At 41.9% G+C, this 16,295-nt stretch carries 15 protein-coding genes; 10 read left to right on the top strand and 5 right to left on the bottom strand.

Going from position 1 to position 16,295, the window contains the following annotated elements:
* Nucleotides 1–91: 91 nt before the first annotated feature.
* The 6 genes from V7K89_RS17860 (at nucleotide 92) to accD (ending at nucleotide 7,108) form a co-directional block, all read left to right on the top strand.
* Entirely contained in the window at nucleotides 92–2,836 is a 2,745-nt protein-coding gene (locus V7K89_RS17860) for a cation-transporting P-type ATPase (protein ID WP_335189350.1), read from the top strand.
* A gap of 313 nt (nucleotides 2,837–3,149) precedes the next feature.
* Nucleotides 3,150–4,238 carry a 3-isopropylmalate dehydrogenase gene (gene leuB / locus V7K89_RS17855; RefSeq protein ID WP_335189348.1) on the top strand — a complete coding sequence of 363 codons (1,089 nt, stop codon included), beginning with the start codon at nucleotides 3,150–3,152 and terminating at the stop codon, nucleotides 4,236–4,238.
* Nucleotides 4,239–4,328: 90 nt separating this feature from the next.
* The gene (locus V7K89_RS17850) at nucleotides 4,329–4,589 is read left to right on the top strand and encodes a hypothetical protein (protein ID WP_104908437.1); all 261 of its coding nucleotides are present in this window, start codon (nucleotides 4,329–4,331) and stop codon (nucleotides 4,587–4,589) included.
* A 96-nt stretch (nucleotides 4,590–4,685) separates the two neighbouring features.
* Nucleotides 4,686–5,513: a prepilin peptidase gene (locus tag V7K89_RS17845; RefSeq protein WP_335189346.1), complete on the top strand. Its 828-nt coding sequence runs from the start codon at nucleotides 4,686–4,688 to the stop codon at nucleotides 5,511–5,513.
* Between the two features lie 194 nt (nucleotides 5,514–5,707).
* Nucleotides 5,708–5,944 carry a hypothetical protein gene (locus tag V7K89_RS17840; RefSeq protein ID WP_335189344.1) on the top strand — a complete coding sequence of 79 codons (237 nt, stop codon included), beginning with the start codon at nucleotides 5,708–5,710 and terminating at the stop codon, nucleotides 5,942–5,944.
* A 213-nt stretch (nucleotides 5,945–6,157) separates the two neighbouring features.
* Nucleotides 6,158–7,108 (top strand): acetyl-CoA carboxylase, carboxyltransferase subunit beta, encoded by a 951-nt coding sequence (accD, locus tag V7K89_RS17835; protein WP_335189342.1) that lies wholly within the window; start codon nucleotides 6,158–6,160, stop codon nucleotides 7,106–7,108.
* Nucleotides 7,109–7,278: 170 nt separating this feature from the next.
* Here accD and V7K89_RS17830 read toward each other — a convergent pair whose 3' ends face one another.
* Nucleotides 7,279–8,703, bottom strand: a complete 1,425-nt coding sequence (locus tag V7K89_RS17830) for an MFS transporter (RefSeq protein WP_335189340.1) — start codon at nucleotides 8,701–8,703, stop codon at nucleotides 7,279–7,281.
* A 222-nt stretch (nucleotides 8,704–8,925) separates the two neighbouring features.
* Here V7K89_RS17830 and V7K89_RS17825 point away from each other — a divergent pair, with 222 nt between their 5' ends.
* Nucleotides 8,926–10,146: an ABC transporter substrate-binding protein gene (locus V7K89_RS17825; protein WP_335189386.1), complete on the top strand. Its 1,221-nt coding sequence runs from the start codon at nucleotides 8,926–8,928 to the stop codon at nucleotides 10,144–10,146.
* A gap of 56 nt (nucleotides 10,147–10,202) precedes the next feature.
* Here the strand turns inward: V7K89_RS17825 and V7K89_RS17820 are convergent, their stop codons facing one another.
* From V7K89_RS17820 to V7K89_RS17810, 3 genes are all read right to left on the bottom strand, one after another.
* Nucleotides 10,203–10,556: a hypothetical protein gene (locus tag V7K89_RS17820; RefSeq protein ID WP_335189338.1), complete on the bottom strand. Its 354-nt coding sequence runs from the start codon at nucleotides 10,554–10,556 to the stop codon at nucleotides 10,203–10,205.
* A gap of 155 nt (nucleotides 10,557–10,711) precedes the next feature.
* Nucleotides 10,712–10,972 carry a hypothetical protein gene (locus V7K89_RS17815; protein WP_335189336.1) on the bottom strand — a complete coding sequence of 87 codons (261 nt, stop codon included), beginning with the start codon at nucleotides 10,970–10,972 and terminating at the stop codon, nucleotides 10,712–10,714.
* Between the two features lie 12 nt (nucleotides 10,973–10,984).
* Nucleotides 10,985–12,361 carry a hypothetical protein gene (locus tag V7K89_RS17810; RefSeq protein ID WP_335189334.1) on the bottom strand — a complete coding sequence of 459 codons (1,377 nt, stop codon included), beginning with the start codon at nucleotides 12,359–12,361 and terminating at the stop codon, nucleotides 10,985–10,987.
* A gap of 56 nt (nucleotides 12,362–12,417) precedes the next feature.
* On the opposite strand from V7K89_RS17810, the gene V7K89_RS17805 reads away from it, so the two are divergent.
* Entirely contained in the window at nucleotides 12,418–13,308 is an 891-nt protein-coding gene (locus V7K89_RS17805) for a proline iminopeptidase-family hydrolase (protein WP_335189332.1), read from the top strand.
* A 140-nt stretch (nucleotides 13,309–13,448) separates the two neighbouring features.
* On the opposite strand, the gene V7K89_RS17800 is transcribed toward V7K89_RS17805, so the two are convergent.
* On the bottom strand, nucleotides 13,449–14,099 hold the full coding sequence (locus V7K89_RS17800; protein WP_335189330.1) for a hypothetical protein: 651 nt from the start codon (nucleotides 14,097–14,099) through the stop codon (nucleotides 13,449–13,451).
* 344 nt (nucleotides 14,100–14,443) lie between these two features.
* Here V7K89_RS17800 and V7K89_RS17795 point away from each other — a divergent pair, with 344 nt between their 5' ends.
* Together V7K89_RS17795 and V7K89_RS17790 are read left to right on the top strand one after the other, a co-directional pair.
* Nucleotides 14,444–15,352, top strand: a complete 909-nt coding sequence (locus tag V7K89_RS17795) for a carbohydrate ABC transporter permease (RefSeq protein ID WP_335189328.1) — start codon at nucleotides 14,444–14,446, stop codon at nucleotides 15,350–15,352.
* A complete protein-coding gene (locus tag V7K89_RS17790) occupies nucleotides 15,349–16,185 on the top strand; it encodes a carbohydrate ABC transporter permease (protein WP_335189326.1) in 837 nt (278 codons plus the stop codon). Before V7K89_RS17795 ends, V7K89_RS17790 begins: the two co-directional genes overlap by 4 nt.
* The last annotated feature ends 110 nt before the right edge of the window (nucleotides 16,186–16,295 follow it).

Raw genomic sequence — 16,295 nt, 5'->3', positions numbered from 1 at the left:
GAAAAAAGAAAAGTACAGATTCAAACAGACAAATCTATATAAATTTGATGAATCTTAATTACGAATTACGAATTAGTTTTTGGAGACTGAGATGACAGCAGATACGATCGCTACAAATACTTTTGCCCAGACAACAGAAGATTTACTCAACTATGAATGGCATACTCTGGGTGAACAAAAGGTTGTGCAAACGTTAGCCAGCCATCCGGAAGCAGGTTTGAGCCATGAAGAAGCTACCACCCGACATCAGCAGATGGGTGCAAATCAACTGACTACTAAAAGTGGAAAAAGTCCTTGGCTACGATTTTTAGAGCAATTTAATCAACCACTACTATATATTTTGCTGACAGCAGGACTGGTGACGTTGCTGCTTAAAGATTGGATAGATGCGGGAGTAATTTTTGCCGTCACCCTGATTAATGTCATCATTGGCTACATTCAAGAATCGAAAGCAGAAGGTGCGATCGCTGCTTTATCCAAAGCCGTCACTACCGAAGCAACTTTGATTCGCGATGGTCAAAAAACCCGTCTGGCTTCGACTGAACTTGTTCTGGGTGATTTGGTATTGCTGGCATCTGGGGATAAAGTACCCGCCGATCTGCGGCTATTAAGTGTGCGTGGGTTGCAAGTTGACGAGTCTGCCTTAACAGGCGAATCCGTTCCGGTTGAGAAAGCAACGGCATCGCTGGCTGTGGAAACACCGTTAGCTGAACGAAGCAATATGGTGTACGCAGGAAGTTTCGTTAGTTTTGGACAGGCAGAAGGGATTGTAGTAGCGATCGCAGATGCCACTGAAACCGGTCGGATCTCACAGTTAATTGAAAGCAGCACAAATCTGAAAACACCGCTGACGCGAAATATTGACAAGTTTAGCAAAAGCTTGTTGTATGTCATTTTATGTTTAGCTGCCCTGACATTTGCAGTCGGATTAGGACAGGGTGAATCTTGGATTGATGTTTTCAAAGCGAGTGTGGCTTTGGTAGTCAGCGCAATTCCAGAAGGATTACCTGCGATTGTTACAGTCACGTTGGCGATCGGAGTTTCTCGGATGGCACGACGTAAGGCGATTATTCGCAAGCTACCCGCTGTGGAAACCTTGGGAAGTACCACTGTTATCTGCTCTGACAAAACTGGGACATTAACTGAGAATCAGATGACGGTTCAAAACATTTATGCAGGTGGACAACACTACACCGTTAGCGGTATTGGTTATGTCCCAGACGGTGAAATCCTCATGAATGGACAGCCTGTTGATTTCAATACAGATGGACATATTGCTCTTTGGGAATCCCTGGAAGCAGGATTGCTCTGCAATGATTCTCACATCGAATGGGGAGATGGACAGTGGGACTTAGTAGGAACCCCAACTGAGGGAGCATTGATTACAGCTGCTAATAAAGCGGGATTGACGCAAGCAAATCTAGAGCAAGAATTACGTAGAATAGACACCATTCCCTTTGAGTCTCAATTCCAGTACATGGCGACTTTGCATGAATTAGATGCATCGCTCAATATTATTTATCTCAAAGGTTCTGTAGAGGCAATTCTTCAACGATGCGATCAGATGCTTGATACTCAAGGACAAGCTCCTCTCAATTCTGCCGCAGTGGAACAGGAAGTTGATCGCATGGCAAACCAAGGGTTACGAGTGCTAGCTTTTGCTAGAAAAGAAGTTACCTCTAACAAAGGTTCCTTGAAGCGCCATGATATTGATCGAGGACTAGTGTTTTTAGGACTTCAAGGCATAATCGATCCGCCCCGTGAAGAAGCGATCGCCGCAGCCAAAGCCTGTCAATCTGCTGGAATTCAGGTGAAGATGATCACTGGGGATCATGCACTCACAGCAGCTGCAATCGCCCGCCAAATGGGAATTTGCTCGACTAAAGCACAGGTCTTTACCGGACAGCAATTAGCTCAGATGGATGAAAAAGAATTCATCCAAGCGGCTGAGGAAGGTATGGTATTTGCGCGAGTTGCCCCAGAACAAAAATTGCATCTGGTAAAAGCTTTGCAGTCTCAGGGTGAAATTGTTGCCATGACTGGAGATGGTGTCAATGATGCTCCCGCTCTCAAACAGGCAGATATTGGTGTAGCAATGGGCATAGCCGGGGCAGAGGTGGCCAAAGAATCGGCGGATATGCTTCTAACTGACGATAACTTCGCCTCAATAGAAGCTGCCGTGGAGGAAGGACGAGGTGTTTACCGCAACTTACGAAAAGCGATCGCCTTCTTGCTGCCGATCAACGTAGGAGAATCCATGACGATTTTGATTGCCATTCTCCTGGCAACTGTGCTCCCCATCTTACCAATCCAAATTCTCTGGTTGAACATGGTCAGTTCAGTAGGGTTGATTGTTCCCCTCGCCTTTGAGCCAAAATCTGGACAGGTAATGCAGCAACCACCACGCAACCCTAGAGAAAAGCTTTTATCAGGTAGTTTACTTAAGCGCATATTAGCGATTTCTGTTTTCAATTGGGTGGTAATTTTTGGAGTGTTTCAATGGATACTTCAAACTACAGGCAATGAAGCCTTAGCTCGCACGATGGCGATTAATGGATTGGTGGCAGCAGAAGTCTTTTACCTGTTAAGCATTACCCAGTTTTTACCATCTCTAGTCGTGAGAATCCAAGGTAAGCGCACACCCGTAGCCTATGCACCTGCGATCGGAATTGTGGCTGTGGTGATTTTACAATGTTTGTTCAGTCAGTGGAGCATAATGAATCAAGTGTTTGACACCACACCTTTAACATTTATCCAAGCTCTCATTTGCATGGGTGTAGGTTTGCCAGTGGTGTTTATAGCTCTCATCTTGCAGCGTTTCGATCCGCTCAACTAGGGATATAAAAGTCGGATAGTGGTTTTATCCAATGCCAAATGCTTACGTTAGGACATCCAAAAATTACAGCATATTTCAAGTGCATGAGGTACAAATTGACTGGTTTTGAGGCAGGAGGGAGAAGTTCTTTAATTTTGAATTTTGAATTTTGAATTGATTTATCCCCCTGCTCCCCTTGCTCTCCAAAGCCGATTGATTATTTTTTTATTTGGAAGTCCCTTAGAGCCGCACCCAAATAAATTAAAAACTCCATCAGTACATTTTGCTAGGTATGATATTTAATCTGTAAGCATTTACCTAGTAATAATCAGCTATGACCCAGAACTACCGCATTACTCTACTCCCCGGCGATGGCATTGGCCCTGAAATTATGGCAGTGGCGGTAGATGTGCTGAAAGTCGTAGGGAACCAATTTGATCTAAAGTTTGAATATCAAGAAGCCCTCATCGGTGGTGCAGCAATTGACGCTACAGGCGAACCTTTACCATCTGCCACTCTAGATACGTGCCGTAACAGTGATGCTGTATTACTCGCTGCGATTGGTGGTTATAAGTGGGATTCCCTACCATCCAATTTACGCCCAGAAGCAGGTTTGTTAGGGTTACGTGCCGGTTTAGAATTATTTGCCAATTTGCGTCCAGCGAAAATTTTGCCCCAGCTAATCGACGCTTCAACTTTGAAGCGCGAAATTGTCGAAGGTGTGGATATTATGGTGGTGCGCGAACTCACTGGTGGGATTTACTTCGGTAAACCTAAAGGGATTTTTGCTACAGAAAATGGTGATAAACGCGGTGTAAATACAATGGTTTACACCGAATCGGAAATTGAACGCATTGGGCGGGTGGCGTTTGAAGCGGCTAGAAAACGCGGTGGAAAACTTTGTTCGGTAGATAAGGCGAACGTATTAGAAGTATCTCAACTGTGGCGCGATCGCATCACCCAACTTTCTCAAGAATATCCAGATATCGAACTCTCTCATTTATATGTAGATAATGCTGCTATGCAGTTAGTACGCGCTCCCAAGCAATTCGATACCATCGTCACAGGCAATTTGTTTGGTGATATTCTCTCTGATGCTGCTGCCATGCTCACGGGTAGTATTGGGATGTTACCCTCAGCTAGTTTAGGCGCTTCTGGGCCTGGTGTGTTTGAACCAGTACATGGTTCCGCCCCAGATATCGCTGGAGAGGATAAGGCAAATCCTTTAGCACAGGTTTTGAGTGTGGCGATGATGTTACGCTACGGTTTAGACCAGCCAAAGGCAGCAGCTCATATTGAACAAGCCGTATTGCAAGTTTTAGAACAAGGCGATCGCACCGGGGATATAATTTCTCCAGGAAAAAACCTCCTGGGTTGCCGTGCTATGGGAGACTCACTCATTAAAGCTATTGAAGAAAAATAATTTTATAGATTAACTTGGGCAACTTGGCAACCTTTGCTATAAGTTTCGGGTAGACTAAAGTGAAATCTAGCAATCAAATAACAGTCGATAGTGTACGCATTACGACAAGGTCAAGTAAACTTTACCGCCCCAAAGAACCAATCGCCTTTGATTGATCCTGCTGTAATCAGAGCTGCTGGGCAGATATACTATACTCACTGTGAAGTCCATCCCGAAATAGCTGGGCAACCTTCCGGTGTAGCAATTAATCGTGTGACTCATCGAGGTAAGGTTATTTTTACTAACCAACCAGTTCTTCTACCTCAAGAGTGTTTTGTGCCCTTAAGTCAAATTGAATCACACATGTATTAGTCCATTGGTCATTGGTCATTGGTCATTAGTTATTGACAAAGGACACAGGACAAAGGACAAAGGACAAAGGACAAAGGACACAGGACAAATGACTATATGGACATTTTGTTCGCCATCCCGGCGAGTGTAATCGTCTTTGCTTTGGGTGCATCTATCGGTAGTTTTCTCAATGTTATTGTTTATCGGCTACCTACTGGGTTGTCAATTCTTTGGCCACCTTCTCGTTGTCCTAAATGCTTAAACCAGCTAAAAGCTTACGACAATATACCAGTGTTCGGCTGGATTTCCTTAAGAGGGAGGTGTCGATATTGCAAAAGCAAAATTTCTGTCCGTTATCCTGTGGTAGAAGGAGTAACGGGCATAATTTTTTTACTAATTTTTTTGGTATTTCAAGTTTCGACTTTAACAATAGGCTATTGGGCTTTTTGCAGTTGGTTATTGGCGCTATCACTTATTGACTTAGATACAATGACCCTACCCAACCCACTTACTCAGTCGGGTTTAGTGGTGGGGATTTTGTTTCAAATGGTAGTTGGTTTTCTACCAGAGGGTAGTTTTGTGGCATTGGTGAATCACCTGATAATCGCTATCGTTGGTGCAGTATTAGGATTATGGCTGTTTGATGTCATTGCCCTATTGAGTTCAATTGCCTTTGGTAAAACTGCAATGGGTGCAGGTGACGCCAAGTTAGCAGCGATGATGGGAGCCTGGTTAGGCTGGAAATATTTGCTCTTGGCTAGTTTTATTGCCTGTGCGCTAGGAGCATTAATTGGCATCGGTGTTTTGATTATGCAGCGATCACGACAAAAATTAGGACAAAAGATACCTTTTGGTCCTTTTCTGGCTTTAGGATCTGTGATTACTTTATTTAGCGGTGAAGCCATTTTGTCTAGCTACCTGCGGTTATTCTTTCCAGCCTCATGAATTGTAGTGGGGAAGGGGGAGCAGGGGATCTGGGAAGTTGGGGGGAAAGGGGGACAAGGAGACAAGGTGACTAAAGTAGAACTTGCAACAAGTCTTTTCCTTCCCCTTGTCCCCAATTCTCCTTGTCCCCAAGTCTCTTCTCAATGCCCAATGCCCCATGCCCCATGCCCAATCCCCTTTCATAAGAAATATTTATGATTCGTGACTGTAACCAACATTACCCCATCTACCTTTCCCATTTTGATAATATTCAGCTTGTGACTTGTATTACCCTCTTAACGGCGATTAACCGTTGGCAAGCGCAACTAGTACAACAGATGCTGATTGTTCAGAACCTAGCAATACGAATAATTGATTTGGGTAGGAGGGGGAGAGCATCTTTTTTGGAGGTTAGTATTCTCATGGCTTTGTCACTACGTCCATATAATTAAGTCTGCTGAAAAAAAGAGCAAGAGACTTGTATTGGTATAAGTATTTTCGTTAAGCTGGCAACCAAAGATGAAAATTAAGGTCTCAATTGCTTAAAAGCTTAGTTTGACGATATAGCCATTGGTCTTAATAAAGAAAAATGACTAATGACTAAGGATAACCAAATACGGTTTGACATGTTTTTGACCTCATACCCACTTAAAATAAAATAAAAAATGGCTAACAACGAAGAATCACGTGGTTTAAAGTCTCTATTTGATTGGTTTGCAAATCGACGGAAGTCAGGACCTACCAGCCTGGAACGCCAAGAGCGCGAAATTGCTGATGGTTTATGGCATAAATGTTCCAAGTGTGGCGTGTTGACATATACAAAAGATTTAAAAGCTAATCAGATGGTTTGTGTCGAATGTGGCCATCATAATCGCGTAGATAGCGATGAGCGCATTCGTCAATTGATAGATAACAATACCTGGAAACCGCTGGATGAGCATTTGCGTCCAACCGATCCCCTGGAATTTCGCGATCGCAAACCCTACAGCGATCGCTTGCGGGAAATGCAGGAAAAAATTGGCTTAATAGACGCAGTTAAAACTGGCTTAGGTCAAATCAATGGTTTGCCCATTGCCCTTGGGGTTATGGACTTCCGCTTCATGGGTGGTAGTATGGGTTCGGTTGTGGGAGAAAGACTCACTCGGATGATTGAGCAAGCCACTCAACGACGCTATCCTGTGGTTATCGTCTGCACCTCCGGTGGGGCGAGGATGCAAGAAGGTATGCTCTCTTTGATGCAGATGGCAAAAATCTCCGCAGCCTTACAGCGCCATAAAGATGCTCGACTATTATATATTCCTGTTTTGACCAATCCGACAACGGGCGGCGTTACCGCTAGTTTTGCAATGTTGGGCGATATAATTTTGGCAGAACCCAAGGCAACAATTGGTTTTGCAGGTCGGCGAGTGATTGAGCAAACACTACGGGAAAAACTACCCGAAGATTTCCAGACTGCTGAAGATTTGCTCCAGCATGGTTTTGTTGATGATATCGTACCCCGTACCCAATTAAAGAACACCTTAGCCCAGCTGATTGCCCTACACCAGCCTGTATTAACAACACCTCACATGGTTTTGTGGGAAACTATGTCCTTGACTTCTACTGCCGCAGAATAGAGCATAGGGCATAGGGCATGAGGGCATGGGGCATTGGGCATTAAGAAGAGACTTGGAGACAAAGAGAATTGGGGACAAGGGAAAGGGAAAGACTTGTTGCAAGTTCTAACTTTAGTCACCTTGTCACCTTGTCCCCTTGTCCCCCTGTCCCCCTTGTCCTCCCTACTTCTTCACGCTCTCTCCGGCTCTTGAAGAAATATGAGTGGAACAAGGGCTACTAGTCGGAATATACCTGAGAGAGCAAACAAGCCTAATATGCCTCCAGACTGAGCAAATTGGACGAGAAAGCTGCCTATAGTCGTGCCCAAAGCACCACTAGCTCCAGCAACGGCAGCTGCGATCGCAAAATAGATAGACTGATTTTTAATTGGTGCAATGCCCAATTGTATATTGTTGCTACACAAGTCAATTGCCGCCCAAGTACCTCCAGTCAAGATGTGTAGTAGTGGCAACCACAACCAAATATCAAGGCGATTCACACCAATCCCTAGCCACAAGAGTGGTGTGACTCCAACCAAAATCCCAATACAGATGAGGATGGGACGATTACCTATCTTGTCTGCTAATTTTCCCCACAGGATAAGCATCAGCAAAGTTGCCCCCGCCTGAAGACTGTTGTAGATAGTGACATAGCTGACATCTAAATTCAAAGTGTCAAGCATATAAAGGTTAAAAAAAGGACTGCTAAGGTTAACAGCAAGCGTCCAAAAGCTGAAATACACCAGAAATATCAAAAAGTTAGAGTTTTTCCAGATGCTGTTAGCTGACTGATCTTGTGGCAGATGAATTGATTGAAGTACTTCAGAAGATTCATCTTTTACAACCTCTAATTGAATTTCACTGATTTGTGATGACTTGCCATAATAAGTGTTTTGCGATTGCGGATTCATATCCACTTGGAAATACTGACACCCCAATCCCACAATGCCAAAGACAATGCTTGTCAGTAGAACTACTCCATAACCTTGTAGAGTTCCCCCATACCAATGTGATACAACTAGACCAGCCATTGGTACGCAAACCAAATTAGTTAGACTAGCGGCACTATTACGTGTGCCAAAATACCTGCCTCGCAATTGACGGGGAACTATCATTGCTACCCAACTTAGCCACGATGCAGTTCCTAGTCCTCCCAAAAGACTACTAAATAGAACAATCAAGAGTGTCAATATGACTAGCTGGTGAGTATTAAGCACTCCCCAACTGACACTGGCAATACCAATTACTAAAACCAACCATAGCAACCGACCAATTCCGTGTGTCCGAAGCGAATATTGAAAGCGGCTGGTGCTGTGTTCAGACAAGTAAGCACCCAACGGCTGAATGAGATTGACCAACATGGGAATAGAGGACAGCATTCCAAATACCACTGGACTAGCACCCAATTCCACCAATAAATTGCTGAGTAAAATCCCGCCAGTTCCAAGAGAGTAAACCGATGCTAAGACAGAATCCGCAGTGGAAGCTTTTAAACTAGTGCGAATAGTATCCTTGGAAATTCGAGAGTTTGAAATTGCGATTGGTGGTGAGGCAGTCTGGGTATATTCCAGGATCAGTGGCGCAGTTGTTTCAATCTGAACAGAATCCGTAAACATAGATTATGGGTGAAGTATCCTCGGATAAATCAAATTGCAAAGGATTTCAGTATGCTTTAATTAGCATCACTGATAATTTTTCGTTATTTTAGCTTGCAAATTTTAACCAAAATTTCAAATAATTTACACATCACTCCTTAATAACACAAGGTATGAGCGAGGAAAGAGACGTATTATTTGTTTGTGAACAATAAAGGATTATTTAATTTTTTGGCATTGGTGATGGCGATCGCGATCGCTATTATTGCTTGTCAAAGCCTACAATTGCCAAGCAAACCGTTAGTATCTACCGCAGTCACCATTAAACTTAGTGGTTGGGGAGGTTCTCCTGTTGAGCAAAAACTCTTGAGACAAGTACTGCAAGACTTTGAAGCACAACATCCAACTATTAAGGTCAAATATGAGGTAATTTCCGATCAATACATGGATGTAATCAAAACTCGTTTGGTTGGAGAAGCTGCGCCTGATGTTTTTTATCTAGACGCACTGGAAGCTCCTTTCTTAATGAGTCAGAATGTCTTAGAACCGTTAGAAAGTTACATTACTCCCGAATTTGACCTCGCAGATTTTGAGGATACCCTACTCGACAGTTTCAAATACCAAAATCAGATTTACGGTCTTCCCAAAGACTATTCCACCCTAGCCCTGTTTTATAACAAAAAGGCATTTGTCGCCGCAGGCTTAAGTAGTCCCCCAGTGACTTGGGATGAATTACGTAACTACTCGAAACAATTGACAGGCAAACTTAACAAATACGGTTTTGGCGAAATTTCAGAATTGGCACGTCAAGCTTATAAAATAAAAGCTTTTGGTGGACAACTCGTAAATCGAAATGGTTATGCTACCTTTGCCAGTGCAGCAGGTTTACAGGGTTTAGAGTTGGTAGTAAACCAGTATCAAAAAGACCGCTCCTCTGCCCAAAAATCTGATGTAGGGACAAACTCAGGTAGTGAAATGTTTGGTCAGAATAAAGTGGCGATGGTGATTGAAGGTAACTGGGCAATTCCCTATCTAACTGAAACCTTCCCCCAAGTAGATTTTGCTACCGCACAAGTGCCTACTATTAATGGCAAAAAAGGTACAATGGTGTTTACCGTTGCCTACGTGATGAATAAGCAAGCACAACACAAAGCCGAAGCTTGGGAGTTGATTTCTTATCTCACGGGTAAACAAGGAATGCAAAAGTGGACAGGAACAGGTTTTGCTTTGCCAACACGTAAATCAGTAGCAAAGAACTTAGGCTATGACCAAGATCCGTTGCGATCGCCATTAGTAGCGGGTGTAAATTATGCTACATCGTGGCAGGTAGGTCAGTATCCAAGTGCGATCGTGAATAACTTTGATAACCAGTTTGTCAGCGCCTTGTTGGGACAACAACCATTAAAGCAAGCGATGCTGAAGGCAGAGAATGATGCTAATCAGCAGATTAAGGCGATGGAGTAACTTAAGAGTATCCACTGTCAACTATACTTAAATGCTATCGATCAAGTTTGAGAGCATTATTTATCAATAAACCAACGATACTTTTCACCATCAGAACCATAATAAGTCGATTTAAACTGACTCATGGCAGCAACGTATTGAGATAGCATCAGTACTACATCACTATTCTGAGGAACATCATCTTCATCAATTAGATCAAGATAGTCAAACGATGCCTCTGATGCAAGTATTTTACGACTGCTTTGTAGAAGTCGGTTAACAATTTTCATTTTACTCTTATTAAGCACAGCCTCTGGCTTCTTCTTGCTCAGTTCTTTGAACTCTGATTGCATAGCACGTAATAGAGGAATTATGATTTCGTACAGTTCAACATTTTCACTACTTGTCTGCTTTTGAAGTTTTGGATTCATAAATATTTTATTTACTCTCTTAATCGTTTTGGGCAAGTTGTTCTAATATAAACTTTGCCTAATTCATCTCCCGTTTCATCTCTTTCAGCATCTACTACCCAATGCCATTTTCCACTCTGGAACTTTACATTGTCTGCACGCAGCTTTTCAAAACATTATAAATATTGTGAGAGAATTAAAACTACATCACTATTTTGTGGTATATTATCTGTGTCAAACTCTGAAAAATCTTCAAAAGCTCGATACTTTTTACTAAGAAATTCATTTGAGGTATTAAGCAATTTATTAATAAAGTTGAGTTTAAATTTATTTACGGCATCATTAGGAGATTTCTTAGACAATACAGAAAGTTCCTCATAAATACTCTGAACTTGTCCCGATAGTTTTTCAAATTCGTCAACATCTTTACGCTTCATATATTATTATTTTCATGAGGGACAAGCTCGACGAAATTCCACATACTTCTTTTTAATAACATCAATTGGTGAACGTTGTTTACTCTCAAAAATATTAACCATTAACGAGATATCCTCATCTGTAAGCGTAATGATACATCGTCTTGGTCCAGACCATAAATCAATAGTATTGCCGAACATTGCTTTTGAAAGAGGGTTTCTGGTCACGATAACACCAAACTTACCAAGACCAGAATCAAGATATCTATTAAGTTGGTTAATGTGTTCACGCTCGATTGACTTGACGTTCTTCAACTCAAAAACAAGCTGTCTATTACCATAGTCTTGATGAATATATTGGAGAAAATCAATTGACCTATTATTGTAAAAAATGAGGTCTCGAATCAGTCTTCCAGATTCTGTACGACTCTGCTTTGCTGCAAAGTCAAGGTCTGGATAGAAAAGCGATGCAAGAAGTTGACAGATGTAATCTTCGTATTTAATGTCTGCTTCATCCGTTTTTCCTGTTGGTAGCTTTTGTATTTCACCTAATTTCCGTTTAGCGGACAAGACGGGAATCTGTTTAAAGAGCGGATCGTTTTTACAGTTGTCCTGAGTTCGCTCTTTTACCTTGATATATTCCTGAACAATGCCATAATTCTCTCTATTGAAGTTTAGAACCTTAACACGTTCTTCTGGTTCACCAGGATTAAAGATTTCATCACGAGGACAGTAATCCTTAAAGTAGTCTTCAAAGTTGATCCAAGGAGAAAATTTTAGCCATCTTTTAGGAACAAATATTAAAGGCTCTTTAGTTTCAGGATTTACAGGCAATGTAATTTCCTTATCTAAGATAAATAAGTTTTGACGGTAGTCATAAAGTCCCAAAATAACAGCTTTATCAATTGGTATCTCTAGTTGTTCGCATTGTTGTATTGTAAAGTCTATTAAAAATGATTTAATAAAATTACAACAAATATCACTGCTCCGATCTCTCGCAATTCCATCTACATAAAACTGGATTTCTTCAAAGTGAACAAATCCATATTTTCCATACTCAGGAATTTTCTTAAATAGAGAGAGAATTTCGTCTGCTTTATTACGGCTAATTTTTATACCTTTTCGTTTTTTTGACAATCCAAGTCCAACCTCTTGGCATTCAGATGCAAGAATGAGGTTGTCACGAGCCTGATCTGCTTTGCCTTTATGAACAAGAAAGTTTAGGTTATTAAAGGAATTAATTATAGAGGTATGAAGTGATTGGTCTTGTTGTGAGGGAGACTTCCATAAAAGAAAAGGGTCAACGTAAAGGGGAATATCTTCATCTAGAAATGCTATGGCAAAATCTAGCTGTGCTTGGGTAGCTGAAATGCCGTGGTAATCAATTATTCTTGGGCGGACGATCGCCATTTGCTATTTTTATCTACGTATAGTCGACTATTATAATGTCAAATAATTTTTGTGCCATGTCTAACACTTCTGCCCTTGAAGGTTTTATCTCATTTCGTGGTCATCAGGTATGGTATCGAATTATCAAACCAGACCAAGAAGATTCTGGGAAGCTACCGTTGCTGTGTCTTCACGGAGGCCCAGGAGTACCCCACGACTACTTAGAACCATTAGAAGCGTTGGCTTCTCCCGCCGCAGGCATCGCCGCAACTGGAAGGCGGGTGATTTTTTACGATCAATTAGGGTGTGGTAATAGCGATCGCCCCACAGACCCCGACTTATATTCCATTGATTTGTTTAAAGAAGAACTCTTCACCGTCCGCAGTGCCTTAAATTTAGACCAAATTCATCTTTTTGGACAATCATGGGGCGGTTGTTTAGCGCTGGAACATGCTCTTTCTCAACCGACTGGGTTAGTCAGTCTCGTTCTATCTAGTACGCCTTCTAACATTCGACAATTTGTAACTGAAGCTTATAACCTGATGAATGAGCTACCAATGGAAGTACAAGAAATCATTCGTAAACACGAAGCCGATGGTACTACTCAAAACCCCGAATACAAACAGGCAATGGAAGTATTCAATCATTCTTTTCTTTGCCGAGTAGACCCTTGGCCCAGCAGCTTAACTAGAGCCTACAGCAAAGTTGGTACAGAGTTTCGGGGTGCTGGCAAAATCATCGACTGGAATATTCAAGACCGCCTTGGTGAAATTCTCGTGCCTACACTGCTGCTTTCCGGTCGCTATGATGAGGTTACGCCTACTTGTATCGAAACAGTTCACCAGGGTATTTCTGGCTCTGAGTGGGTAATGTTTGAAAATAGTTCACACATGCCTCATCTGGAAGAGACGGAACGATTCTTACAAGTCTTGAGCGAATTTTTGAATCGTGTCGAAACAGCCCTGTAAAGGTGAGATTGTAAGTTAAGTCTCATATTCCTTGAACCTAAGTATTCATTTATTCTCAAATTCTCGAAGTTCCGATCTTGTAAACATTAAAGCATCCATAATCAGAATTAAAGCGTTTATAAATACTTTAATGTTTGCCACTAATATTGTTTTCTAGCAGTTCTCTTTCGCTTTGCAAACGAACCAATAGCTAATCCACCAAACGCTACTACTACCCCCATGATGGTTGTTGGTTCTGGAATTTCTTGAGGAACTTCGATAGAGCCGCTGACTAGAGCTAGACCATTCAAGGTAGTAGTTGCTCCTAAATTAACAATGTCCTCTTCGGAGAACAATAGTGTGCTTATAGCATTTTGGAATATGCCCTTACCGCCAGTGATATTCACAATGCCAGAACCTTTGGCTGTCAGATTATCAAAATTAACTGAGGCACTGGCATCACTAGTTCCAAATAACTTGTTATCACCGTCGCCAAACACGATGTAGCCTAATGGGAAACCTTGGACACCAAATACTTCTGGATTATTGTTAAAAGTGAGATTTCCCTTGTCATCAATTACGGAGTATGTCAAACCTTTGTATAATCCTAAATCATAGGGGGCATCATCACTCAAACCAACCTCAAATACCTGCGAAACGTTGCCTGATATAGGCGTAATATTAACTGTTGTCCGATAATTGCCAATAAATGGATAAATGGTCTTTGCTGTTGCTCTGCTTACATTTGAGCAAAGACTAATTGAGGTCAAAACTAGTGGAACAATCCACATTCTGAGTGAATGAAGCATCATTTAAAATCTCTATTTTTAAATAGTACCTATTTTCACAGGAAGTTTACAATACCTAAGGTTCAGTTACAATGAATAATCCTTTGATAAAATTGGTAATTTTTTATCAGATGATATACAGAAACCTTCTCTAAAGATAAAAATTCCACTCCAGTGCATAGCCCATAAAGAAAACAAGAGCTAAGTTAAGCAGTTTTTTCAACAATTTTCTAACCTTTTCCCAAAGCAGAATAATCTTTTCCTTACAAAATGAGGATTGAATGCTTTTGTGACAGGAGTACGATAAATAATCATGCACAACCCATCGCTACAGTCGGGTTAATGCGGGATTAAGCGGAGGTTCAATAGTGTTTGAAATCAACAGGCGGCGCAGAAACTCCAGGTGGAACATCACCGAAGACTTGGCTGGGTATATGTTCATGATGCCCTCCATTCTAGTTCTGGGGACTTTCGTAGTCTTACCTATTCTCTACGCCGTTTTTCTTTCCTTACAAAAAGTCCAACTTCTTGGCGGTATTGAGTACGAGTTCATTGGTTTTCGGAACTTCACGCGATTAGCTGAAGATGAAAGAGTTTGGATCGCTTTGAGAAACACAGCCGAATATGTAGCTATTGTTGTGCCAACTCAAACTATCCTGGCTTTAATTCTGGCAGTAACTCTGAATTCTGGGATTCGCGGTAAAAACTGGTGGCGCATTCTTTATTTTTTGCCAACAGTCACTTCTTCAGCAGTGCTGACACTCATCTTTATGTGGATTTATAACACTGATGGGCTACTAAACGATTTTCTTGCTTTTGTGGGGCTACCTACTTATAACTGGTTGGGCGATCCAGCAGTTGCACTCAAAGGCATCACAATCATGAACATTTGGTCAACCGCGCCGTTTTTTATGGTGATTTATCTGGCGGCGTTGCAAGATATACCTCAAACACTTTATGAGGCTGCGGAACTTGATGGCGCAAATGGATGGCAACAATTTATCCACATTACTCTTCCCTTGCTTAAGCCTGTAACCTTCTTTGTGGCGACAGTAGGGGTAATTGGCACTTTTCAACTTTTTGACCAGTCTTACATCTTCTCTGGCGGTACTGGCGGGCCAAACAACGCTACCTTAACTGTAGTGCTGCTGATTTATCAAGCTGTATTTCGGAATTTACAAATGGGATATGCAGGTGCGATCGCATTTTTGTTAACAGTAGTCATCATTGCCATCACTTTGATTCAGCGGCGACTTTTCGGAGGCGAACGAATTTGACTAACACCTCTGGCTTACCCTGGCTCAAAGCCCTGTTGTACGTCTTACTGACACTCTATGCCATTATTACCCTAATTCCCTTTCTCTGGGCACTTTCAGCATCATTTAAGCCACTAACAGAGATTGTCAGTGGTGAACCCAACTTTCTCCCCAAGAATTTTACTCTTGACAACTACAGGCAAATCCTTCTCCAAGAACCGCTATTTTGGCGCTGGTTATTCAACAGTGTAGCGATCGCCGTCAGCGTTACGCTTTTAAACTTGTTGTTAAATTCAATGGCTGGTTATGCTTTGGCAAGACTGCGCTTTGTGGGCAAGCGCTTTTGGTTCTTCCTAATATTGGCAGTACTAGCAGTACCGACGCAAATCACCCTGATTCCCACATTTTTGATTTTGAAAGCGATCGGCTGGCTGAATTCTTATCAAGGCATGATTGTACCTAGCATGATTAATGCCACTTTTATCTTCATGATGCGGCAGTTTTTCGTTAATTTTCCTAAAGAACTAGAAGAAGCAGCGCAACTCGATGGCTTAAATACTTTTGGAATTTTTCGACACATTGTCTTACCTTTGGCAAAACCAGCACTAGCAGCACAGGCAGTTTTTGTGTTTATGGGGAGTTGGAATAATTTTTTACTGCCTATAGTTATCCTATTCGACCCAGAAATGTTTACCCTTCCTTTGGGGCTGAACACCTTCAAAGGTCAATACATCAGCTATTGGAACTACATTATGGCGGCTTCTATGGTCTTCACCCTACCAGTTTTAGGTATTTACGCATTTTTTAACCGTTACTTTATTCAAAGCGTCACCTTTACAGGAGGAAAAGGTTAATAGTCATCGGGCATTGGGCATTGGGCATGGGTTATTCCTTGTCTCCCATGCCCCATTCCCCATGCCCCATTCCCTAAACAGTATTTTGGGCAACAAATTGCACTCCTAAC

The organism is Nostoc sp., from assembly GCF_036917515.1.
Classification (GTDB): Bacteria; Cyanobacteriota; Cyanobacteriia; order Cyanobacteriales; family Nostocaceae; genus Nostoc.
This window is presented reverse-complemented; position numbering and strand designations above follow the sequence as displayed.